21 protein-coding genes and 3 tRNA genes are annotated in these 22,606 nt (G+C 58.7%); 14 read left to right on the forward strand and 10 right to left on the reverse strand.

The window, feature by feature from the left end; genetic code table 11:
- The 5 genes from ATF69_RS02680 to ATF69_RS02700 form a co-directional block, all read right to left on the reverse strand.
- Positions 1-268, reverse strand: a 268-nt coding sequence (locus ATF69_RS02680; RefSeq protein ID WP_146869819.1) for a hypothetical protein, incomplete at its 3' end; no start/stop codon positions are given.
- A 374-nt stretch (positions 269-642) separates the two neighbouring features.
- On the reverse strand, positions 643-984 hold the full coding sequence (locus tag ATF69_RS02685; RefSeq protein WP_146869820.1) for a hypothetical protein: 342 nt from the start codon (positions 982-984) through the stop codon (positions 643-645).
- A gap of 681 nt (positions 985-1,665) precedes the next feature.
- A complete protein-coding gene (locus ATF69_RS02690) occupies positions 1,666-1,881 on the reverse strand; it encodes a hypothetical protein (RefSeq protein WP_146869821.1) in 216 nt (71 codons plus the stop codon).
- Between the two features lie 164 nt (positions 1,882-2,045).
- Complete coding sequence (locus tag ATF69_RS02695; protein WP_146869822.1) at positions 2,046-2,381, reverse strand: hypothetical protein; 336 nt, start codon at positions 2,379-2,381, stop codon at positions 2,046-2,048.
- A 259-nt stretch (positions 2,382-2,640) separates the two neighbouring features.
- A tRNA-Arg gene (locus ATF69_RS02700) sits at positions 2,641-2,717 on the reverse strand.
- A 440-nt stretch (positions 2,718-3,157) separates the two neighbouring features.
- On the opposite strand from ATF69_RS02700, the gene ATF69_RS02705 reads away from it, so the two are divergent.
- The 5 genes from ATF69_RS02705 (at position 3,158) to ATF69_RS02725 (ending at position 8,340) form a co-directional block, all read left to right on the forward strand.
- Positions 3,158-4,501 carry a tyrosine-type recombinase/integrase gene (locus ATF69_RS02705; RefSeq protein WP_146870699.1) on the forward strand — a complete coding sequence of 448 codons (1,344 nt, stop codon included), beginning with the start codon at positions 3,158-3,160 and terminating at the stop codon, positions 4,499-4,501.
- 17 nt (positions 4,502-4,518) lie between these two features.
- The gene (locus ATF69_RS02710; RefSeq protein ID WP_146869823.1) at positions 4,519-4,923 is read left to right on the forward strand and encodes a hypothetical protein; all 405 of its coding nucleotides are present in this window, start codon (positions 4,519-4,521) and stop codon (positions 4,921-4,923) included.
- A 414-nt stretch (positions 4,924-5,337) separates the two neighbouring features.
- Positions 5,338-6,438, forward strand: coding sequence for a coiled-coil domain-containing protein (locus ATF69_RS02715; protein ID WP_158641477.1), 1,101 nt, complete (start codon positions 5,338-5,340; stop codon positions 6,436-6,438).
- An 84-nt stretch (positions 6,439-6,522) separates the two neighbouring features.
- Positions 6,523-7,413, forward strand: a complete 891-nt coding sequence (locus tag ATF69_RS23180; RefSeq protein ID WP_208758688.1) for a hypothetical protein — start codon at positions 6,523-6,525, stop codon at positions 7,411-7,413.
- A gap of 378 nt (positions 7,414-7,791) precedes the next feature.
- Positions 7,792-8,340 (forward strand): hypothetical protein, encoded by a 549-nt coding sequence (locus ATF69_RS02725; protein WP_146869825.1) that lies wholly within the window; start codon positions 7,792-7,794, stop codon positions 8,338-8,340.
- A 201-nt stretch (positions 8,341-8,541) separates the two neighbouring features.
- Here ATF69_RS02725 and ATF69_RS02730 read toward each other — a convergent pair.
- Positions 8,542-8,618: transfer RNA gene (locus ATF69_RS02730), tRNA-Ile, on the reverse strand.
- A 51-nt stretch (positions 8,619-8,669) separates the two neighbouring features.
- Positions 8,670-9,674 carry a heat-inducible transcriptional repressor HrcA gene (hrcA, locus tag ATF69_RS02735; RefSeq protein ID WP_056060538.1) on the reverse strand — a complete coding sequence of 335 codons (1,005 nt, stop codon included), beginning with the start codon at positions 9,672-9,674 and terminating at the stop codon, positions 8,670-8,672.
- A gap of 28 nt (positions 9,675-9,702) precedes the next feature.
- On the opposite strand from hrcA, the gene ATF69_RS02740 reads away from it, so the two are divergent.
- Genes ATF69_RS02740 through rapZ form a run of 3 tightly spaced genes read left to right on the forward strand, consistent with a single transcriptional unit; the run spans position 9,703 to position 13,174 of the window.
- Entirely contained in the window at positions 9,703-10,599 is an 897-nt protein-coding gene (locus tag ATF69_RS02740) for an NAD kinase (RefSeq protein ID WP_146869826.1), read from the forward strand.
- Between the two features lie 2 nt (positions 10,600-10,601).
- Positions 10,602-12,311, forward strand: coding sequence for a DNA repair protein RecN (gene recN / locus ATF69_RS02745; RefSeq protein WP_146870700.1), 1,710 nt, complete (start codon positions 10,602-10,604; stop codon positions 12,309-12,311).
- Positions 12,311-13,174, forward strand: coding sequence for an RNase adapter RapZ (gene rapZ / locus ATF69_RS02750; protein ID WP_056060499.1), 864 nt, complete (start codon positions 12,311-12,313; stop codon positions 13,172-13,174). Before recN ends, rapZ begins: the two co-directional genes overlap by 1 nt.
- A gap of 116 nt (positions 13,175-13,290) precedes the next feature.
- Here the strand turns inward: rapZ and mutY are convergent, their stop codons facing one another.
- From mutY to mutM, 3 genes are all read right to left on the reverse strand, one after another.
- Positions 13,291-14,361: an A/G-specific adenine glycosylase gene (gene mutY / locus ATF69_RS02755; RefSeq protein ID WP_146869827.1), complete on the reverse strand. Its 1,071-nt coding sequence runs from the start codon at positions 14,359-14,361 to the stop codon at positions 13,291-13,293.
- Entirely contained in the window at positions 14,358-16,319 is a 1,962-nt protein-coding gene (locus ATF69_RS02760; RefSeq protein WP_146869828.1) for a dynamin family protein, read from the reverse strand. Before ATF69_RS02760 ends, mutY begins: the two co-directional genes overlap by 4 nt.
- Positions 16,320-16,421: 102 nt before the next feature.
- A complete protein-coding gene (gene mutM / locus ATF69_RS02765; protein ID WP_146869829.1) occupies positions 16,422-17,237 on the reverse strand; it encodes a bifunctional DNA-formamidopyrimidine glycosylase/DNA-(apurinic or apyrimidinic site) lyase in 816 nt (271 codons plus the stop codon).
- A gap of 29 nt (positions 17,238-17,266) precedes the next feature.
- Here mutM and ATF69_RS02770 point away from each other — a divergent pair, with 29 nt between their 5' ends.
- The 6 genes from ATF69_RS02770 (at position 17,267) to ATF69_RS02795 (ending at position 22,424) form a co-directional block, all read left to right on the forward strand.
- On the forward strand, positions 17,267-19,045 hold the full coding sequence (locus ATF69_RS02770; RefSeq protein ID WP_146869830.1) for a tetratricopeptide repeat protein: 1,779 nt from the start codon (positions 17,267-17,269) through the stop codon (positions 19,043-19,045).
- A gap of 71 nt (positions 19,046-19,116) precedes the next feature.
- Positions 19,117-19,572 (forward strand): lipoprotein insertase outer membrane protein LolB, encoded by a 456-nt coding sequence (locus tag ATF69_RS02775; RefSeq protein ID WP_244303643.1) that lies wholly within the window; start codon positions 19,117-19,119, stop codon positions 19,570-19,572.
- 70 nt (positions 19,573-19,642) lie between these two features.
- Entirely contained in the window at positions 19,643-20,500 is an 858-nt protein-coding gene (gene ispE, locus ATF69_RS02780) for a 4-(cytidine 5'-diphospho)-2-C-methyl-D-erythritol kinase (protein WP_146869831.1), read from the forward strand.
- Between the two features lie 30 nt (positions 20,501-20,530).
- A tRNA-Gln gene (locus ATF69_RS02785) sits at positions 20,531-20,607 on the forward strand.
- Positions 20,608-20,653: 46 nt separating this feature from the next.
- Positions 20,654-21,628, forward strand: coding sequence for a ribose-phosphate pyrophosphokinase (locus ATF69_RS02790; protein WP_056060480.1), 975 nt, complete (start codon positions 20,654-20,656; stop codon positions 21,626-21,628).
- 160 nt (positions 21,629-21,788) lie between these two features.
- Positions 21,789-22,424 carry a 50S ribosomal protein L25/general stress protein Ctc gene (locus tag ATF69_RS02795; RefSeq protein WP_056060476.1) on the forward strand — a complete coding sequence of 212 codons (636 nt, stop codon included), beginning with the start codon at positions 21,789-21,791 and terminating at the stop codon, positions 22,422-22,424.
- Positions 22,425-22,606: the final 182 nt, after the last annotated feature.

The following is a 22,606-nucleotide window of genomic DNA, read 5'->3' on the forward strand; positions in this document are numbered from 1 at the left end:
CGCCCCGCTCAACCTTGACTGCTGACATCAGCAGATATACCGATGAAGTTGCGATGATGAAAGGTGGGGCAACGAAACCGATGAAGAGGAATGCAGCAGGAACACACAGCAGCAGCGAAATACCTGTCTTCATCAAGTTCTTCTGAGTTGCCATCCCGTAAGCGATCACTCCGGGATCCTTCGAGTTTCGGCACACCCAAGCAAGTACCAGTAGTAGCAGCAAGTAAAGTGGGCCACTGAACATCGCTTCTGAGCGGCCAGGTTCCATGGGGTTTCCGGCGCTTCCAACGTTAGCCAAGCCTACGTACCCCCAAAAGAAGCCTGCCGCCAATGCTATGCCGAGGAGAGCGGAGGAAATTCGAAGGGCGATTGACATGAGTTTTGGGGAATCTCAAATCCTCAATACATGCGGGACTACCTGTAGCGTACGGGATATTTGGGATACACATTCGTGCGCTGGGGACCATTCAGTTCAGCACCCTAAACACAGGCAGCATGTACCCTCTGTCAACGGCATGTTCCGGCCAAGAGCTGTCGGTGGTGGCAGGTAAAAGCGGAGCTCAACGTTTGAATTCACCCGCCAGCGAGGCTCCCTGCGCAGGTCCGGTGGAATGATGGGTTGGCCGGCACAAAGTCATTCGATCACCACGAAGAAAACGCTCGAACAAGACGCAGTAGTAAAGCACCAACCAGCGTGAGCGCAAGTGCCGATAACCCCCACGAAATGAGGGCGCCATCGATTCCGGGGTGATCGATGCGGAATTGCCTAAGACGGGTAAACAGGTTGTCGGGAGAACCATCATCTGGTTTGCGCAACACGTATTTACCAGGGCGCCAGGCTTCCAGTAGCAAGGGGACGGCAAGGGCCGCGGGAATACATGCTCCCACCGCAGCTTTCAGTTCCCCTTTTACGAAAAGGAAAGCCGCCAAAACCCCGAAAGCGGCGACAAATCCGAATAACAGAACTCTTAGCCAGCTACTCACAAGCTCCTCCAAGTGACGTCCAATGAAATTTAGACCGCAAAACCTGCGAGATAAACTGGATCGTGTGGGATATTCTGGACACTGTTTCCTCCTGGAAGTGGCTTGCAGCATGGGTTTGCAAGGGATGACCTGTTCAAGCATCCAGGTATAAAACGCCGTAAAACCCCGCAAGCGTTAAGCCAGCAAACTATAGCTTGCGGTAGGCAGACACCAGGATTTCCAGCAGCAGCGTGCAGCAAATCAAGGGCAGCTTCCGGGTGGCACTCCCGAAAGACAGCTCAGGGCCCTGAGCAGTCTCTCAGTGCTAGGGCGATTTATGCCCTTTTGCTTGGCTTTCGAGCTCACTGCGGTAGAGCCGCTGAGCGATCACTACAACGATGCTCAGCACAAGCCACACCGCAAACGGCAGACCGAGGGGAGTCCCGGCCGCGAGCAAGGCAAGCATGGTCGCAACAACCATGTAAGAGGTTCCGTACCGCTTAGCAATAGCTGCCCCGTGCGGGAGTGGAGCGTGACTGGCGTCGCGAACCAACTTTAAGTCCCCTAGAAATCGGACGCGCCAACCTATCCAGCCACAGTACAGCGCAACAAACAGCATGTACGCATGCAGCGCAAGCACTAGATAGATTGCACTTCCAAATTTTTCTGTCATTTGGTCTTACAGATGTCCGTTTGTGGCCGCTATGCGAAGTATTGAATTCCCAGCCAAACAAGAAGTGCGCTGAAAGCCGCCACCTGAATACGCTTGCTAATTGCATTCAGACGGTCAATTTCTACATCGAGTTGCGCAGATTTTTCTGAAGACTTTCGCTTGCTTAGCCTGGCGATCTTTACCGCCATGACTAGCTGCACAACGGCAAATATGAGCAGAATTATTGCGACTTGATACTTGGTCATAGCGGCTTCTTCTGGTCGAGTTGAACGGCATCAGCCAGCAGCCGGTAGTGGCCGAATTCTGCCCGACGGCGAAGGACGCTATCAGGCCCACGGCAGACACCAAAGCACCTCCAGATAGTGAGAACTAGATTGCAATTCAATCGTGCTGCTCTCTATGGCCCGTCCTAATGCAACTGATCAAGTTGCTCGCGCATTTCTCGAAGCTCGCGGATGGCCTCTGCTACGGAGTGAGAAGAGTTGGGCGCCCCCTTGCCATAGAACTTGTTTTGGGTCTCTTCATACGCGGCAAGCAAGGTGTGAATCTCCGCGCACAGCAACTTAACTCCTTGACCCGTCGCCTCTACTTCGATGTCACACATAGCGGCGGCCAAGACTTTATCCAAGTGATGTAGATATCCCGCTCCTAAAACAATCGAGGGGCCATCCTGGCCGCGAATCGAGACGATTGCACCATCCTCGCCCTGATCTAGTACTGCGAGTTCTTCATATTGCTGCAACATTGAAACCTCCTTGATCCACGACCTGCGAGCATTACGTGAACTGAGTCGTCTGAGCGACAGCTCCTGGCCGACAGTTGCCTCACCAGCTCGGGCAACTCGAACGGTACTTGCGCAACGGGAAGGTAGGGCAAGACCGCTTGGCTTTTCTACCCAAAAGTCCCCCACAAAGTCCCCCACAACTGGCTTGTGGAAAAACAGCTTATCAGCTCCAGGCAAAGGAAAAAGCCCTGCAAATCATAGACTTGCAGGGCTTACCTGTTGGTGCGGCTGGCAGGAATCGAACCCACGACCCCTTGGTTCGTAGCCAAGTACTCTATCCAGCTGAGCTACAGCCGCTAAGCTTCGAATTATAGCATGATTTCTTGGCAACCCTTGAAATTTGCTTTCTTTCTGATTGCTTTCCTGGATCAGGCCATGCAAACAGACAGTCAATTCAACGCAAGCCGAGATTGTAATGCACGATGAAGGCTCCAAAAACAAACTGAGCGATTTGGATCACAAAACACATCGTTTGTTGATGGATTCACCCTGCGAGCGAGGGTGGTAGGGCGTGTTGGACTTGAACCAACTACCAAAGGATTATGAGTCCCACCAATCCCGTATTTCATGGTGTTGATTTATAATGATAAAATCAATACAAATCAACAACTTATGAGCACATCACTGGACAAGTGAACAGTCTTAGCGTTGATTGAAATTCCTCAGAATTGGGGTTTTTTGGCTACATGGTGGCTACATGGATTGTCTGTGTAGCCAAAACCGCCGGAGCAATCAGCATGGCAAGACCGCGCAAGACCGACGCACCAGACCTATCCGACCGAGTGAATCTGACAGTAGGGGTAATCGAGCGCCTGACCTGCCCCACCGGCAAGCAACAGGCATTCATGCGTGACAGCGAAGCGCCCGGCCTGCGCGTGCGAGTAACTGCCGCTGGTGCCAAATCGTTTGTCTATGAGGCGAAGCTGAACCGGCAAACCATCCGCCGCACCATCGGGGATGTGAAGCTGTGGAGCATTGAACAGGCCCGCACCGAAGCCCGCCGCCTTGCCGTAGTGCTAGACAACGGGCAAGACCCCCGAGAGCTTGAGCGCCAGCAACAGGCTGACAAGGCTGCAGCCAAGACAGCCGCAACCATGCAAGCCGTAATAGTGGGCGAAGCATGGGCCGCCTACGTGACCGAACGCACCCCACACTGGGGCGACCTCCACCGCAAAGACCATGAGCGCCTGACCCGAGCCGGTGGCGAAACTGCCAAGCGCGGCACCCGTGGCCGAGGTGTGACCATTGCCGGGCCATTACATCCGCTGCTGGCCTTGCCCCTGCGTGACCTAACGCCCGCCGTTATCGAGGCATGGGCAGCACGCGAGGCACAGACCCGCCCCACTGCCGCCCGGCTGGCATGGCGACTGCTGAAAGCGTTTTTGGGCTGGTGCGCAGAACAACAGGAATATGCGCTGGTTCTGCCCAGCACGAACCCTGCCAAGACGAAGAGAGCGCGCGAGGCACTGGGCAAGGCGAAGGCGAAAGACGATTCACTATTGAAAGAGCAATTGCCCGCTTGGTTTGCCGCTGTGCGCAGCATCGGCAACCCTGCCGTATCCGCTTACCTGCAAACGCTGCTGCTGACTGGCGCACGCCCCGGCGAGGTACTGGCGATGCGCTGGGACGACCTAAACACCCAATGGAAGGGCTTAACCATCCGCGACAAGGTGGAAGGCGAGCGCGTGATTCCACTGACGCCCTATGTACACAGCCTGCTGGCCGCCCTGCCCCGCCGCAATGAGTGGGTGTTCGCCAGCACCCGCAACAAAGACACCGCACAGACCGAGCCGAACCATGCGCACGACAAGGCGTGCAAGGTGGCCGCCATTGATGGCCTAACCTTGCACGGCCTGCGGCGCAGTTTTGGCACCTTGTCTGAGTGGCTGGAGGTGCCTGCTGGCGTGGTGGCGCAGATTCAAGGCCACAAGCCCAGCGCGACCGCAGAAAAGCATTATCGCGTGCGACCGCTTGACCTGCTGCGCGTACACCATGAGCGCATCGAGGCCTGGATTCTGGAGGAGGCCGGGGTGCAGTTTGATACCCAGGCCGAGCCGCGCAAGCTACACGCTGTGACATGAATCACAAAAGGGAAGATATGCAAGAACGCAAATACCTCAAAGATGTTTTGCCGCGTCTCTACGAAGAAACAAAGAAGTGGCTAGAAACGCTGGAAGATGACTACTTAGCCGAGCAGTTGCCTCACCTCTTCATTACGCGGCGCTGCACTTGCGGGGATTGCTCAGATTTTTCGATGGATTCCGACCTACCGCACCTCTCGCTGGAGGCAGGTAGCAAACTGCTGCAAAGGCCCCTCTATTACGAGATGCCCAACGGCTTCAGCCTAGGCCTTTCTGGCAAAAGCGGATTGACGGTGGGTGAGCATCATGAGAGCTACGTCAGCTCGTTTGAGCTATGCGGCGCGGACTACCCAGACCGATACATCCACAAACAGCTAGAAGCTCACGGATTCACGAGTACGCGCGAAGGAAAAGAAACTTAGACGTGAAAACACGCGAAGCCCTAGCGCTGTATGACCAAGGCACAGAACAAACCAAACCGAAGGAACCGACCATGAACATGACACCCGCAATCTGTAAAGATGACGCCCCCGCAATCTGGGCCGCCGTCGTGGGTCTGAAGTCTGGCTAGACCGTGAAGCAAACCGGAGCCTGACGTACGCCGCCGCGAACAAGACCGCCGACATTGAGGCCGACAAGCTGGTCGCACAAGGTAGGCCCGTGGAGTGGTCCGGAGCCCGCCGTATTGCCTGACACGGACGCACAGCAGCGCGAATAGCCAAGATTCGCCCCAGCTAGGCAGGGCCGCAATCCTGCCGAAAAGCCGGTTCCTCCCGCTGGCCTGCTGGGGCTCCTGCCTGGGGAGGCGCATTCGGGAGGATGCATTGAGCCAACGCTTGTACGACTCGGCCACCGCCGAAGCTTTGAGGAAGTTCGCTTACCCAGAGTATCGGGAGCTGGACCTCAAGCCCTACGAAATAAGAGAGAACGGGGTGTACGCCACCGAGGCATTTCGAGACGTGTGCCAGCCTGGAACTATCTTTAACTGGACGCCTGCCGACGACATGGGATGGCCTGGCAGCCCCAATCCAGATACGGCACCGTTCCTGCCCATCCCGTTCGACGCGAAACAGCTTGCAGCAGCCATGATTGACGGCGCAGGCCAATCCATTGCCTATGCAATGGAGCATCGCCTCGGCTATCCGCTCAACGATGACGCCCTGAACAAGTTTCCAGACCGCATGAGGTGGATGCGCGATGCCCTGACCGAAGCCTACGCAGTGGGCACTGCTGCGCAATCGGTTGTTGGCGAGTTTGACCATGACCAACAAGCACGCGCTCATGCGATGGTTCAACAATTCGAAGAAGCAAACGAACAAGCCAATGACCGCGAGGGCGTGTTTGAGCAGGGAATCACCAGCAATGAAGCGAGTGCGCGCCGTGCGCGTGCTGTAGCGTCAGTGGCCGACCTGAAAGCCCAAGCAGAGAGGGCGCAGGCCACAGTAGCCGAAAAGTGGAAAGCGTGGCGCAAAGCCATGGTGCGCCAGCTATTGCGGGCTGACAGTCGCCGCAGCTACATCGCGCGGAGACTCGAAGAGATGCAAAGCGACGAATACAAAAAGTCGAATTTAGTCGCCGATGCGGTTTTCGAGCGACGGGAGACAGCGCAGTCAAAACTAGCGCTCAGACAAGCAGTTGTGGACGCCGGCCCTCCTTTTTTCGCTCCCACTGATGTTGTCGAAGCCGACGTTGAAAGAGCGAAGCGCGAGGTTGGCCGTTTAGCCACCGTGTCCGCCTACAAACTGCCCGCCGATTGCATCCATGCTGCCCGCGCAGCTGGTTCTCACGGCTGGATTGCCGAGGTTAAGGCCGCCCGTGCTGCATTGCGTGCAAGAGCCCCTGACGCCTACCGCCGCGCCGCTGCGATGAACAAGGCCCACAAGCGCCCCGCACCGCATCCTAGGCAGCAGGGATTGTTTGACGGAGGCACGGCATGAGTGCACCAGTGCATCCGACCATGCAGCAACCGGCCGACAGGGGCAGCGTATTGCGCCGCATGGCATGCAGAAAGGAGGGAAGCCATGGCTAACGCACGCAACGCCAACCGCCGCAAGGGCAATGCAGCGCATCGAGATGCCGGAGGTTTTATCGCGCTGCCATGGGCAGTGATAGATAGTCCAGCCTTTGCCGCCTTGAGCATGCACGCCCGAGCCTTGTTGCTGGAAGTGGCCCGGCAATATGTGCGAGACAACAACGGGCGATTGCTGCTGACCCGCGAACGCATGGCCGCACGCGGCTGGAAGTCGAACGACATGCTGACCAAGGCACGGCGCGAACTGGAGGCAGCGGGGTTCCTCTACCAAACCGTCAAAGGGCACAGACCCAATCGCGCAAGCTGGTTTGCAGTGACGTGGGCGCCGCTTGATGTGCATCCGGGATTCGACCCCGAGGCACTGCCGAACTTCACACGCAGCGCCTACAAAAACGCGAGCCTTAGACCGCCCCACGGTGTAGAGAGCAAGGCTATTGCACCGTCCCACGGTGTAGAGAGAACCGCTACTGCACCGTCCCACGGTGCAATGAAGGGCAGTTTTCAGGGCTCGCCTACACCGCCACACGGACACCTTCTAGAGAAGCCATCTACTGACAGCAAATGGAATGCACCGGCAACGCAGCAAGCGGCACACGAAAGCCTGACTGGGATTTGGCTTGCCATCGGCGGAACCTCCGAACGGCTGTGGCATGTCGGTGCAACTTGCTCGGCCATTGGCGTGGGTCCAGCGCCGCACTGCACAAAGATGCAGAAACAGCAACGGGCAAAAGCTGCCTTGCTGAATGCTGTTCAGCGGCATGTGAGGAGGAAGCAAAACCTCACAAAACCTCACAAAGCAACGGCTGTGCGCAAGGGTGATAACGGACTGACCAGGGAGCGGGATGAACACGCCCACGACACCAGCGCATGGGCAGACTGATGGCAGTGTTCAGCGCCGGGGGACTGCAACGCCGACATTTGCTGGGTAACGAACGCGCAAAAAAACACAACTAGGGCGAAGCCCACACTTCGCCGTGCAGTTCGCGCGCACGCGCGTACTGGTCCCGAAACTCGCTGCTTGGCAGACTTTGCTTCGCACTTCGCGCGCGAGACTGGTATCCAAGCTAGGGTATCCATGAAAACGGTGGTTGCATTCATGAACTGGTTACCAAGCCGGTTACCACAGGAAGTAGGTGATGCGCAGCAGAGCAGGCGCAAGTGAATGAGCCCCACAGCCTCAAATCCTACTCTGACAGCTCGTGCTGCTGCCTGCAGAAAACTCGTGGGCATATTTGAGCGTGCCTTCATACTCTCAGACATGAAGCACGATTTCCCAATCACACCGGCGCTGGTTGAGCTTATCGCTGAACTCATCAAAAAACCAACCGTGCAATCCGTGGCCTTTCCGCACGACGACGAGCGGATATGGCGCATGCTGGTTGACGAGCAAATCAGGCGAGCCAGCGCAACGGGCATGCATCCTCAGCACGCCTTCGGGCTATGTGGGCCGGACAGTGGATTGCCTTTTGACCCTGCCGATTGGGGCGGCTGGGTATACACACCGTATGAGGGTATATGCGCTGCCGACCTGTTCGTTAAGCCAAGCTGGCGAGGGTTCATCCCCAGCCGGGGTATGGGAGAAGACGGAACCCTGGCCGCTGCAAATGTGAACAAGGCATGTCATCACTTGCTCGTCGCTGGGCATCGCCCGGAAATGGACTGTGCCAGCCGTCATTTAGGCGATGGCTGGACTTTGTACACATCCACCAAACCTTACAGCCCGAGCAATCCATTCAGCGAATTTCAGTTTCGACCCGACGAGAGGCCGCCGCGTACAACCTTGCTCAGCGGGTTTGAGGATGACTGATGCGCCCAAATTCCTGACCGAGCACACTCCCGATGACCAGGCCTGCGCCCCAGAAGCGGGGCTTTTTTTGTTTCCGGGAACGGTAGCCACATGCAGGCTACTTGGAACAAAACCCTGCGCCGCTGGCTACATAGTGGCTACATGGCACGGCAAACAAAAAACCCCGCTACCGTATTGATAGCAGGGTTTCCTTTATCTACTTGGTAGGGCGTGTTGGACTTGAACCAACGACCAAAGGATTATGAGTCCTCTGCTCTAACCAACTGAGCTAACGCCCCCAAGCCATGCTCCAGCGCTATACAACGGGGCAAGCGCCGTATTGTAGGGGCTTACTTGCGGTGGCTGAGCGCGTTGGACACCAGCTTGGAGGTGATGTCCACAATCTGGATCATGCGGTCGTATGGCATGCGCGTAGGACCAATCACGCCCAAAGTCCCCACCACCTTGCCATCAACCTCATAGGGGGAGCTGACGATCGAAAGCTCTTCAAAGGGCACAACCTGGCTCTCGCCACCGATGTAGATGCGCACCCCCTCCGCTTGGCTGGAGATGTCCAGAAGGCGAAGGATTTGTGTCTTCTGCTCAAACAAGTCAAATGCCCTACGCAGGTTGCCCATGTCGCTGGAGAAATCACTGACGGACAGCAGGTTGCGCTCTCCAGAAATCACCACCTCGTCCTGCGCCTCGGACAGTGCCTCTGAGCCTACGTTGACTGCCGCCTGCATAAGCGATGCAATCTCTCCGCGCAATACATCGACCTCGGACTTCAAACGTTCTCGCACCTGCTCCATTGCGAGTCCGGCGTAGTGGGCATTCAGGAAGTTGGAGGCCTCTACCAGTTGCGACTGGGAGTGATCCACCTCGGTGAAGATCACGCGATTCTGTACGTCACCTTCCGGCGACACGATGATCACGAGGAAGCGCTTTTCGGAGAGTCGAAGAAACTCTATGTGGCGAAATACCGAGGTACGCCGAGGTGCCATCACCACTCCAACGAACTGGGAGAGGTTGGACAACAGCTGTGCGGCGTTGGCGATGACTTTTTGCGGCTGTTCAGGTGCCAGCTGGGGCGGCATGACAGACTCCCGCTGCACCGTGAGCATCGTGTCCACAAACAAACGGTATCCACGCGCTGTGGGAATACGGCCAGCGGAGGTATGTGGACTCGCAATCAGCCCCAGCTCTTCCAGGTCCGCCATCACGTTTCGTATCGTAGCGGGCGACAAATCCAACCCGGACGCACGGGAAAGGGTACGGGACCCTACGGGCTGCCCATCAGCGATGTAACGCTCGACCAGGGCTTTGAGCAACAACTTGGCACGGTCATCGAGCATGGAATGATTTTAATGATGTAATTTCGCGATGACGTCCAATTTCCGCCATGTCGCACTTATAGGCAAGTACCAGACTTCAGCTTCAGGCGCCCCCGGTGATGGCTCTCGCCGGGCTTTGGAGGATATTGCGCATTTCTTGGAGCGCCAGGGATGTGAGGTGGTGCTGGAAGCGGAGACCGCCAGCAATACCGGATTGACACACTACCCTTCCCTGAATGTAGACCAGATCGGTGCACGGTGCGATTTGGGGCTGGTGGTGGGGGGGGATGGGACGATGCTCGGCATTGGCCGACGCTTGGCGCGTTTTGGAACGCCGCTGATCGGCATCAATCAGGGCCGGCTCGGATTCATCACTGACATTCCCTTCGACACCTATCAGACCACATTGCCACCGATGCTGCGAGGTGCATACGAAGAAGACCAGCGGCCTTTAATGCACGCAACAGTCGTTCGCGATGAACGTGTGGTGTTCGAAGCCTTGGCCATGAACGATGTGGTGGTCAACCGTGGCGCGACATCGGGCATGGTGGAATTGCGTGTCGAAGTTGGTGGGCAGTTTGTAGCCAATCAAAGGGCCGACGGCCTCATCATTGCATCCCCCACCGGATCGACCGCATATTCGTTGTCTGCGGGCGGCCCCATGCTTCACCCATCCATCCCGGGCTGGGTGCTGGTTCCTATAGCGCCACATACCCTGTCCAACCGCCCTATCGTGCTCTCCGATGCGACTGAAGTGGCTGTCGAAGTGGTGAGCGGGCGCGATGTCAGCGCGAACTTTGACATGCAGTCCCTTGCATCCTTGCTGCATGGCGACCGCATCCTCGTCAAACGCTCTGAGCACCGCGTGCGATTTCTACACCCTCAAGGCTGGAACTACTTCGCGACCTTGCGCAAGAAGCTGCGCTGGAACGAAGGGGGCTCATGACCATGGCACTGCGGCGGATAACCCTGCGGGATTTTGTGATCGTTCAAACGCTGGAACTTGACTTGCGCAGCGGCTTTACCGTGTTGACCGGTGAAACCGGGGCGGGCAAGTCTATTCTGATTGACGCATTGCAACTGGCACTGGGAGCACGCGCAGATGCCGGGGTAGTACGGGAAGGATGCAGCAAAACCGACATTTGCGCGGAATTCGACTGCCCTGCCCATGCCCGCCCATGGCTGGAAGAAGCCGGATTTGAAACCGATGACTGGCTGCTACTGCGCCGTACCGTCGACACACAGGGCAAAAGCCGCGGTTGGATCAATGGGACGCCAGCGACAGCTTCACAGTTACGTGCCTTGGGCGAGATGCTTCTCGACATCCATGGTCAGCACGCATGGCAAAGCCTGACCCGCCCAGGGTCGGTGCGCGGCTTGCTGGACGCTTTTGCCGGTGTGAATACCCGCGATACAGCATCACGTTGGACGCAATGGCGCGCTGACCTCAAGGCATTGCAGCAGGCACGCGCAGCACAGGCAACGCTTCAGCAAGAGCGCGAGCGCCTGCAGTGGCAAATCAGCGAAGTGGACAAACTCGCGCCAGGCGACCTGGAGTGGGAGGATCTTGACGCGCAACACAAGCGCCTATCGCATGCGCAAGCGTTGCTGGATGGGGCCCATGGAGCGCTTCAAGCTTTGCAAGAAGACGACGCGGGAGCCGTTTCCGCACTGACCCACGCACATTCGCTGCTTCAGGCGCAAGAACACATTGAGCCAGAGTTCGCCAATCTGGCCGATATCCTGGCGTCGAGTCTGGCGCAGACGACAGACGTGGTGCATTCTCTGCACACCTATTTACGCCATGCGGACATTGACCCCCACCGTTTGGCAGAACTGGACGAACGCATGTCCTTGTGGATGGGACTGGCTCGCAGGTACAAACGCCCTCCTGCAGAACTACCCGCTCTGCTCAAGGACTGGAAAGCGTCCATGCGCCAGCTTGATGCCGCCACCGATTTGGAAAAGCTGCAAGCCAACGAATCCGTCAGCGCCAAGGCGTACCATGCGGCGGCGCGCGCGCTGTCTCTGGCTCGCGCCAAAGCAGCACCAAAGCTCTCTGTGTCCATCTCTCAGGCCATGCAAGGTCTTGGGATGGAGGGCGGCAAATTCGAGGTGTCAGTGACGAAGGCGTCGGAGCCCTCTCCAGACGGGATCGATGATGTCGTGTTTTTGGTGGCAGGACATCCCGGTATGACCCCCAAGGCGGTCGGCAAAGTCGCCTCCGGCGGGGAGTTGTCCCGCATTTCGCTGGCGATCGCAGTCACAACCAGTGAACTAGGCTCCGCCCCCACACTCATTTTTGACGAGGTGGACTCCGGCGTGGGTGGCGCAGTCGCCGAAACCGTGGGACGTTTGATGCAGCAGCTGGGACGCGACCGCCAAGTGCTGGCAGTAACTCACCTGCCCCAAGTAGCAGCATGTGCGCATCACCACCTCAAGGTGGCAAAAAACAAAAGCGCTCAAGGCACAACCAGCACCGTGCTGGTTGTGCAGCAAGACGAGCGTGTGGCAGAAATCGCCCGCATGCTGGGTGGGGAGCGCGCTACCGAGACCACGCTGGCGCACGCGCGCGAAATGCTGGGCACTGCGACACCGGAGTTGGTCGCGGCGCCTACCCCACCCGCTCCCTCCTCTAACGCCGCTAGGAAACGCTGATGGCCCTTGAAATTGTTGTCATCACGGGCATGTCGGGATCTGGAAAATCCGTCGCCTTGCACGCACTGGAAGATGCTGGCTACTACTGCGTAGACAACCTGCCGCCGGAGCTACTGCCAGCCTTCGTAGCGCTCGAACACAAACACCATGGCAACCGCGTAGCCATTGCAGTGGATGTCCGCAGCGCAACGTCCTTGCATCAAGTGCCTCAAGAGTTGAGCCGTTTGCGCAGTCAGGGCGTGGCCGTCAAATCCCTTTTTCTGGATGCCACGATTGATACCCTGGTGCGGCGTTTCTCCGAGACGCGCCGCCGCCATCCCCTGTCGCACGACGACCTCCAGCAAGGACGCAGGGCCTTAGTTCAGATCATTGAGCTGGAGCGTGAGCTGCTGGCTGAACTGCGCGAACAGTCACACGTGATCGACACCAGCACCATCCGCGCCTCCCAGTTGCAAAGTTATGTCAAAGGCCTGATGTCCACGGCGCAAGGGCAATTAACCTTGGTTTTTCAGTCATTTGCTTTCAAACGCGGTATTCCCATGGATGCCGACTACGTCTTCGACGTCCGCATGCTGCCCAACCCACACTATGAGATCGCGCTCCGGGACCTCACAGGACTGGACCAGCCGGTGGCTGACTTTCTGGACCTGCAACCCGAGGTGGACCTGATGCGGGCCCACATTGAAAAATTTCTAGCACACTGGCTGGACATGCTGGATCGCAATCACCGAAGCTACGTCACTGTAGCCATCGGCTGCACCGGTGGACAACACCGCTCTGTCTATCTGGTGGAGAAACTGGCGCAAGCGTTCAGCGACCGATGGACTGCATTGAAGCGGCATCGTGAACTGGATGGGCGCTGACCATTGCCTTCACAAGCGAGCTCTTGGAGCCAAACTTCTGGGGAACAAGTTGTGGAGCTTGGCGCCAACGAAACGAGACGAGCCCCCCGCGACTGAGAGAGCGCCGCCGTTTGGGTTCACCATAGCGAAGATTGCGTGTTGTCCAGCAACTTACGAATGGGCGCCGGCAACCCCACCAAGGACCACTGATCTTGCCCCAGCCACTCTCCGCCCTCCACAGGAGGCACCATTCCGTCGGTCTGTATCAACAACGGGTGAAGATGCAAGTCCCGGTGCGTGAGGACATGCACAAATGGCTGCAACTCTTGCTGCGCATACTGCCCATCGCTACCCAAAGCACTCACAAAGATATCCCGCGACTCCAGGTCAGCGAACACGGGCACGCAGTGCATTCCGGCCCAGATCCCAGTGGGTGGGCGGCGTTGCAGCCAGATGCGCCCCTCACCATCGCGCAGGATCACCAATTGCCAGGATTCAGCCCGGCGTGACAGTTTGCGGGTTCTGACGGGATAGCGTTCAGGATCCCCCTCCTTGAAAGCTGCGCAATCGCCCATCAAAGGGCAATCGGAGCATTTTGGAGAGCGGGGTGTGCACAGGGACGCCCCCAAGTCCATCAGGCCCTGGGTGTAACGGGGCATCGCCACGTCAAGATCGCGCACTGGCAACAGCGCATCGGCATGCTCCCATAGAAGGCGTTCGTTTTTGGCAGAAGCCAGATCTTGGCCAAAGCCCAGCAGGCGCGTGAGCACCCTCCGCACGTTGGCATCCAGAATGGGCACACGCTCTGAAAAACAAAACGCGGCAATAGCGCCTGCGGTTGAACGCCCAATGCCCGGCAAAGACGCCAATAGCGACGCCGTTCGCGGGAAGGCGCCACCATGGTCGGTCATGATCTGCTGAGCGCAGCGATGGAGATTGCGTGCACGACTGTAGTAGCCCAAACCACTCCACAAGCCGAGGACCTCATCTTGAGGGGCTGCCGCCAGTGCGCTCACATCAGGAAATCGGCCCAGAAAGCGGTCGTAGTAGTCCAGCACAGTGGTGACCTGGGTCTGCTGCAACATGATCTCCGACAGCCAAACCCGGTATGGATCGCGGGTCTGTTGCCAGGGCAGATGGTTGCGCCCATGTACAGCTTGCCAAGCGACTACCCGCGCGGCCACACCCTCCCGGGATTCAGCACTCATGCGGAAACCGGATGCGCGTCAGTCAATGCCGGTGCAGCCCCTGGCAGAGCCACCAACTTGGAAGTCAGCTCATGCAACTTGTTCTCCAACTGGCCGAGTTCCTCCTCGCCAGCCTCGATCTCCGAGATGCGTTCCACCAAGCCGCTGGCAGCCTGTTGTATGCGGTCTACGGCCTCCATGCGGCGAGCGAAGCTGCGACGCCGTTCTCGCAGCTGTGCGTCCAATTGCGCAGTGGCTGATTTGCTCCACAGTTCCAGATCATTGGCCGCTGACTCGTACACCGTGCGCAAACGCATGGCCAGCGCGCGCACCAGGCGCTCCGCAAACTCGGGTTGCGCCAACTTGAGAGCATTGCCCATACCCAGGTACTGCAAATGACTCTGCTCGATCTGGTGCAGGTCTTGCGCAAAGTGTTCAAGCTGCGGCGGCGTGGGCACCTGCAAAGAAAAGCCGAACTCTGCATTGAGCTGCCTGAAGGTCCCGCTGAGCATGGCCTGAATCTCGGTACCAGAGGCTTGCGCCTTGTCCAAGGTGCCGCGCAGTTTGTCAAAGGTCTGGACGTATATTTTCTTCACGCCCAGCTTGAGCCCCTTTTGCTGCAGTGTCTGGGCCAGCTCAGCCAGCTCTGCTTTGAGCGCCTTGGCGCCCAACTGCTGAAAAACGTCACGCAGCAACTTGAGGTGAACCGCACGCACCGCCTGGATCTTGGCAGTGCTGAGATCAAACTCACGCTGCTCCTGCTCAATGCGATGGCGCATGGATTCGATCACCGATGCGTTCTTACCCCGCAGACTGCGCAACTCGGCCATTTGGTCATCGAGGTCGCGGCGTCGGATATTGATGACCCGCGACGTTTCTGTACGCAGGCTCGCCACCCCTGCCGCTACCGCAGCGCGCAGTATGGACTGCCGTCTGCCCATGATGCCTTTGGCAAGGGCCTCTTCCAACGCTGGCAGTCCACTGGTTTCCAGCAAAACGTCGTCCGCAGTGATCTTGGCCACCAGGCCTTTTTGCGCAGACACAGGCACCACACGGTCTAGAGACACGCCGAGCATCTCAGCCGAGGTCGCGCACTGCCGCTCCATCTGCGCCTGGACCTGCTCGGCGGTGTTGAGCGTATCCCAGAGGGTGTCGATCTTGTTCAACACCACCAAACGCGCTTCTATGCTCTCGGGCGAGATGGCCAGGTGCTCGCGCCAGATCGACAGGTCCGAGCGCGTCACGCCGGTGTCGGCACTCAGGATGAACACCACTGCATGCGCCTGGGGTATGAGGTTGACCGTCAGCTCGGGCTCTGCACCCACTGCGTTCAGGCCAGGCGTATCCAGAATCACCAAACCCTGCTTCAGGAGCGGATGAGGGATATTGATGATGGCGTGGCGCCACATGGGCACCTCTACCAAGCCCTGCGCGTCAGGCACAGGGTTTTCATCTGTCAGATCGTCATGCCAGAAACCCAGCGCACGCGCATTGTCCAGACTGACCTTGCGAACCTCCGCCACTTTTTCCAGTGCTTTGGCAATCTGGTCGGCGTTGCTAACATCCAGCGGGATCTCCTGCCAACGGTCGGTTTTGACCCGCCACTCCGCTAGGCTCTGCATCTGAAGTCGAGTCTCAATGGGCAATAGCCGCAAGCTGGGTGCAACATTGGCGTCATACCCCAGTTCGGTGGGACACATGGTCGTGCGGCCCGCACTGGCAGGCATGATGCGGCGACCATAGTCAGCAAAAAAGATCGCGTTGATCAGTTCGGATTTTCCACGCGAAAACTCCGCCACAAACGCCACCATGACCTTGTCGCTGCGTACCTGCTCTTCCAGCCGCTGCAGGCGCTCTTGCACTGCTGCATCCATCAGGTCGTGCGTGGCCATCCAATCGGCCAGCCGCTTGAGCTGCTGGGCGAACTCCCGTCGCCAGACGCCATGCTGGTCAAACTGTTCGTTGAATGAAGGTCCCACTTTGCTCCCAGAGATCTATGGATGGCCCGCGAGGCAGGTATATACAAAATATAGCATCGACCGTCCGCCAGCTGTCGCAAACCGTCCATCGGACGGCAGCATCTATGGGTGCTGGCACTGGCGGCAGAAGTAAGTGCTTCTCTGTCCCTGGCGAATCAGCTCGATGGCTGTACCGCACACATGGCAGGGCTGACCATCGCGGCCATACACGTTCGCGGCCGTCTGAAAGTGGCCAGCCATTCCTTCGGCATTCGAAAAATCGCGCAGCGTGCTACCGCCCATCTCCACAGCGCGGGCCAGCACCGAGCGAATGGCCTGATGCAGCTTATGTACTCGTGCCGGACCAATGCGTGATGCAACGGTAGTAGGACGGATGCCAGACAAAAAAAGCACCTCAGAGGCGTAGATATTCCCGACCCCCACGACCACGCGCCCCGCCAGAAGCAACTGTTTGATAGGCATCCGGCTTTTCTTGAGTCCTGCCTGAAAAGTCGGAAGTAGAAACTCTTCAGACAAGGGCTCCATACCTAAGCCGCCCAGCAATTTGGCGGCTACCGGTGAGTTCTCTGATGGCGCATAAACCACCGCGCCAAATCGGCGTGGGTCATGCAGGCGCAGCGTGCCCCGGTCGGTGACAAGGTCAAAGTGGTCATGCGCCCCCGCTTCTGGCATGTCTGAAGCAAAACGCAGGCTACCCGACATCCCCAAATGCAGAAGCAGAACGCCTTGGTTCATATCGAGCAACAGATACTTGCCCCGCCGGCGCAATCCGACCACTTGTTGGCCTCCCAGCAACTGCGGGTCACAACCCAGAGGCCACCGCAGGGGCTTGCCCATCATCACAGCCTCGATCCGGGCTCCAGCGATCGCGGTAGCAAAACTGCGCCGCGTCACTTCCACTTCAGGCAACTCAGGCATACAAACAACCGGGCAACGGCTTAACAGGCATGGATTATTATGGCCCGATGGTGTTATCCCACAGCTTTCGTACCGTTGCCTTGGTCACCGTGATTGCGGCGTCCGCCCACTCAGCTTGGGCCCAAAAGCCCGCCGGTGAAAGCCGCCCCCCGAGCGAGCCCCCACCGGTAGAGTCCAACCCCGCGTTGGACGCAGAGCTGTTCTACGAAATCTTTCTGGGCGAGATCAGTGCACGAACCGGGGACCCAGGCGCAGGCTACGCGTTCATGCTGGAGGCCGCGCGCCGAAGCGCTGACGGGCAGCTCTACCAAAGGGCTGCAGACATTGCCTTGCAATCACGATCAGGCGAATACGCCCTGGCTGCAGCCCGAGCCTGGAAGGAGGCCCTGCCACAGTCGCGCGAGGCCAATCAGTATGTGCTGCAGATCCTGATCGCATTGAACCGCATCGCCGAAACACCGGACTTGCTGCGCCAGGAACTTGCACAAGCCTCTCCTAGGACCAAGGCGTCAACGCTGGCATCTTTGCCACAACTGTATGGACGCGCGAGTGACAAAGCGCTGGCCGCCAAGGTGGTGGAACAGGCCCTGGTCAATGAACTCACCAACCCTGCCACCGGACCCGAGGCCTGGGTGTCGCTGGGTCGATTGAGGCTTGCAGCGGGCGACAAGGCCGGTGCGCTCGACGCAGCACGCAGGGCACAGGGCCTGGACAATGCCAGCGAAAGCGCGGCCCGGCTGGCGCTGGAGCTGATGGACGAAGGCCTGCTAGACGCAGAGCCCATCGTGACGCAAACGCTGTCCAGACAACCCATCCCGGACCTGCGCATGGCGTATGCGAGGGTATTGCTGGGCCTTCAGCGCTATCCAGAGGCCAGTCGCCAGCTGGAGACGGTCACCAAGGAAAAGCCTGACCTGGCAGAGGCATGGTTGGTGGCCGCCACCTTGCAGTACCAGGACAACCGCCTGCCTGCCGCAGAGGCATCGCTGCAACGGTTCATGGAACTGGCATCTGCATCTGGTGACACCGACCTGCGGCGAAAGAGCCTCACGCAAGCGTACCTGCTGCACGCGCAGATTGCCGAGAAAAAGAAAGACTTTGCGGGCGCAGAAGCCTGGCTCGCACGGATCGACAACGCAGAGGAAGTCTTTGGTGCGCAGACGCGCCGCGCATCATTGCTGGCACGCCAGGGCAAGCTCGCCCAGGCGCGGGCCTTGTTGCGCAACCTGCCAGGCAATTCAGCAGACAGCCAACGCATGAAGCTGATGGCCGAAGTGCAACTGTTACGCGACCAGCGCCTGTACCAGGAAGCCTACAAGGTACAAGTCGAACTGGTGGCCCTGGCCCCGGACGACGCCGAGCTGGTCTACGACCAGGCCATGCTGGCAGAAAAGGCGGGCCAGCCGGACACGATGGAGAAGCTGTTGCGTCAGGTGATCGCACGCCAGCCAGAGTACCACCACGCCTACAACGCCCTTGGCTATTCGCTCGCAGACCGCGGAGTGCGGCTGGCCGAGGCCAAACAGCTCATCCTGAAGGCATTGGAATTCGCCCCCAACGATCCCTTCATCCTAGACAGCCTTGGCTGGGTGGAGTTTCGCCTGGGCAACAAGGCAGACGCCCGCAAACACCTCGAAGTAGCCTTCAAGGCACGGCCCGATGTGGAGATTGCTGCACATCTGGGCGAGGTGCTCTGGAGCATGGGCGACAGGGACGGTGCAACACGCGTCTGGAAAGAAGGTCAGCGTGCCAGTCCTGACAACGACACCCTCAAAGAGACCCTGAAACGCCTCGGGGCCTCCCTCTGATGCAAGGCCTTTTCAGCGCCACTTCAAACAGTCGGCCACGGACTCCTCCCCACCGGTGGGCATGGTGGCTGGTGTTGTGGGCGCTGTGGCTCGCAGGTTGTGCGCAGCCGATAGCCAAAGCCCCCCTGGACGAAGACAGCTGGAGTGGGCGCATTGCCCTGCAGATCGACGGGCAGGCCTCGCAGTCTTTTTCTGCCATGTTCGAGCTGCGCGGCACCGCCCAGGCGGGTGGACTCGTTTTGCTCAGCCCCTTCGGCAATCGCATTGCGCAACTCGACTGGAAAGATGGTCACGCGCAGCTGCTTAGCGGTCAGGACACCCGTACCTCCAATTCCCTGGACACTCTGCTCCAGGACGTGACCGGCACTCGCATTCCCGTGACCGCCTTGTTCAGCTGGCTCAAGGGCACCCAGGCCAGTGCGACGGGGTGGCAAGCAGACCTTACCGGCATTGCAGACGGGCGGCTGACGGCACGCCGCAGCGACCCGCAGCCTACCGCCACGCTGCGCATTGCGCTGACTCCCTGACGGCCTGCAAACTGCTGCGGCCAGCAGAGCCGTTCGCACAGCAAAACCTCGCTCCCCACTCTTTCGCCCCATGCAAGCCTTGTATGACGTGCCAGCCCCGGCCAAGCTCAATCTTTTTTTGCACATCACCGGACGGCGTGTTGACGGCTATCACCTGCTGCAGTCCGTGTTCATGCTTGTGGACTGGTGCGACACCCTGCACTTCCAACGCCGCACGGATGGATTGATTTCGCGGGAAGACCTGTCCACAGCGCTACCCGAGGTGGACCTCTCGGTTCGCGCTGCACATGCACTGCAGGCCGCAACGGGCTGCCGTGAGGGCGCTCACATTGGCGTTCTGAAACGCGTGCCAGCGCAGGCAGGCATGGGAGGCGGCTCTTCGGATGCCGCCACCACGCTGCTGGCTTTGAACCGGCTGTGGGGGCTGAACCTGCCAAGACACGCATTGGCAAAGATCGGTTTGCAGTTGGGCGCTGACGTCCCGTTTTTTTTATGCGGCCACAACGCTTGGGTGGAGGGAATTGGTGAGACAATCACGCCGCTTGAGAAAGTGCACCAGCTACCGCAAGCGAGCTTTGTGATCGTGAAGCCCGCAGCAGGTTTGGAGACAAAAGAAATTTTTTCGTCACCAAGTTTGAAACGCGATTCAGATAGTGCTACAATCTTAGGCTTTGCTGCAGCACACTTTGACTTCGGTCGAAACGACTTGCAGCCAGTTGCTCAGGCTCTTTGCCCCGATGTTTTGCAAGCCATTGAATGGCTCAAAGATCGCGACCTCAAAGGCAGAATGACAGGCTCAGGCAGTGCGGTGTTTGCGCAACTATCACACGCAGTTGACTTGAGCGGAGCCCCCGAGGGCTGGCAAGTGAAGGCATGTGAAAATCTGATGGTTCATCCTCTGGCAGGCTGGGCATCAGGAGAAATTTAAGGTTGGTTGCCCTCGGCAATTGACCTGTGTAGGGGAGTCGCCAAGCTGGTTAAGGCACCGGATTTTGATTCCGGCATGCGAAGGTTCGAATCCTTCTTCCCCTGCCAAACGCTTTCCGCGTACGGGCTTTTATTTCAGACTGCTGGGACGCTCATGCAAGCCAACCACCCCGACTTCATGGTTTTCACCGGCAATGCCAATCCTGGCATGGCAGCTGAAATTGCCCAACACCTCGGCACCACCCTCGGTGCGGCTGACGTGGGTCGCTTCTCTGACGGTGAAGTCACCGTCGAAATCAAACAAAACGTGCGCGCACGTGATGTTTTCGTGGTGCAGTCCACCTGCGCACCCACCAACGAAAACCTCATGGAACTGCTGATCATGGTCGATGCGCTCAAGCGCGCGTCGGCTGAGCGCATCAGCGCCGTGATTCCTTATTTCGGTTACGCCCGCCAGGACCGCCGCCCCCGCTCTACCCGTGTGCCCATCACGGCCAAGGTGGTGGCCAACATGCTGCAAGCCGTGGGCGTGGCCCGCGTGCTGACCATGGACCTGCACGCTGACCAGATCCAGGGCTTCTTCGATATTCCCGTGGACAACATCTATGCGTCGCCGGTGCTGCTGGGCGACCTGCGCCAGAAGAACTACGAAGATCTGATCGTCGTCTCCCCCGACGTGGGCGGCGTGGTGCGCGCACGCGCCCTGGCCAAGCAACTGAACTGCGATCTGGCCATCATCGACAAGCGCCGTCCTAAGGCCAACGTGTCGGAAGTGATGCACGTGATCGGCGAGATCGAAGGCCGCAACTGCGTGATCATGGACGACATGATCGACACCGCCGGCACGCTGGTGAAGGCTGCCGAAGTGCTCAAGGAGCGCGGTGCCAAGAAGGTGTACGCCTACTGCACGCACCCCATTTTCTCGGGTCCTGCCATCGAACGCATCGCCAAGGGCACAGCCCTCGATGAAGTCGTGGTGACCAACACCATCCCGCTGAGCGACAACGCCAAGGGATGTTCCAAGATTCGCCAACTCTCCGTGGCCCCGCTGATCGCCGAAACGATCCAGCGCATTGCCAAGGGTGAGTCGGTCATGAGTCTGTTCTCGGACCAGGACAACCTGTTCTGACACGCTCCCCCGGGAGCGTTGCAGTCGGATTGCACGCAGGCCTCCTTCGGGAGGCTTGTCTGTTCGAGAGCAATGCGCAGGCCTGCCGCCATGAAGGCGTCACAGGTCTTTTTTAATCGGGGTACGACTGGTCGCGGTCCACCCTTTTCAGGAGCTAACTATGAACTTCGTCGCTTTTGAGCGCGCCAAGCAGGGTACGGGTGCGAGCCGCCGTCTGCGTAATTCGGGCAAGACGCCTGGCATCGTGTACGGTGGTGCTACCGAGCCACAACTGATCGAGGTGGACCACAACGCGCTGTGGCACGCCCTCAAGAAGGAAGCGTTCCACTCCAGCGTGCTGGACATGGAAGTGGCTGGCGCCACGTCCAAGGTTGTGCTGCGTGACGTGCAATACCACCCCTACAAGCAACTGGTGCTGCACATCGACTTCCAGCGCGTGGACGACAAGACCAAGCTGCACCTGAAGGTGCCACTGCACTACAGCGGTGCAGAAGAGTCCAACGCCGTCAAGGTGGACAAGTGCATGGTCAACCCGATCGTGAACGAACTGGACGTGACCTGCATGCCTTCGGACCTGCCCGAATTCATCGCTGTGGACCTGTCCAAGCTGGAAAAGGGTGCTTCCCTGCACCTGAAGGACATCAAGCTGCCCAAGGGCGTGGTGGCCAAGGTCCGCGGTGGCCAGAACAACAACCCCGTGCTGGTGTCCGTGGTGCCTCCAGTCGTGGTCGTCGAGACCCCTGCGGAAGCCGCTCCTGCTGCCGATGCCAAGGGCAAGGGCAAGGGCAAGAAGTAATTCGCCGGTCCACGACCTCGATCACTTCACCCGGTCAACCCGCTTTGCGGTGTTGACCACGAAACGGCCCACCTTGCGTGGGCCGTTTTCATTGGTGTGGCGCACTTTGCACGCCGCACCCCTCTCTCGCCGACTGCATCGTCATGCAGCGGCAGCAATGCCGACGGCCTTTCCACACCCCA

It is taken from the genome of Acidovorax delafieldii (assembly GCF_007993815.1).
In the GTDB taxonomy this organism is placed as follows: domain Bacteria; phylum Pseudomonadota; class Gammaproteobacteria; order Burkholderiales; family Burkholderiaceae_C; genus Acidovorax; species Acidovorax delafieldii.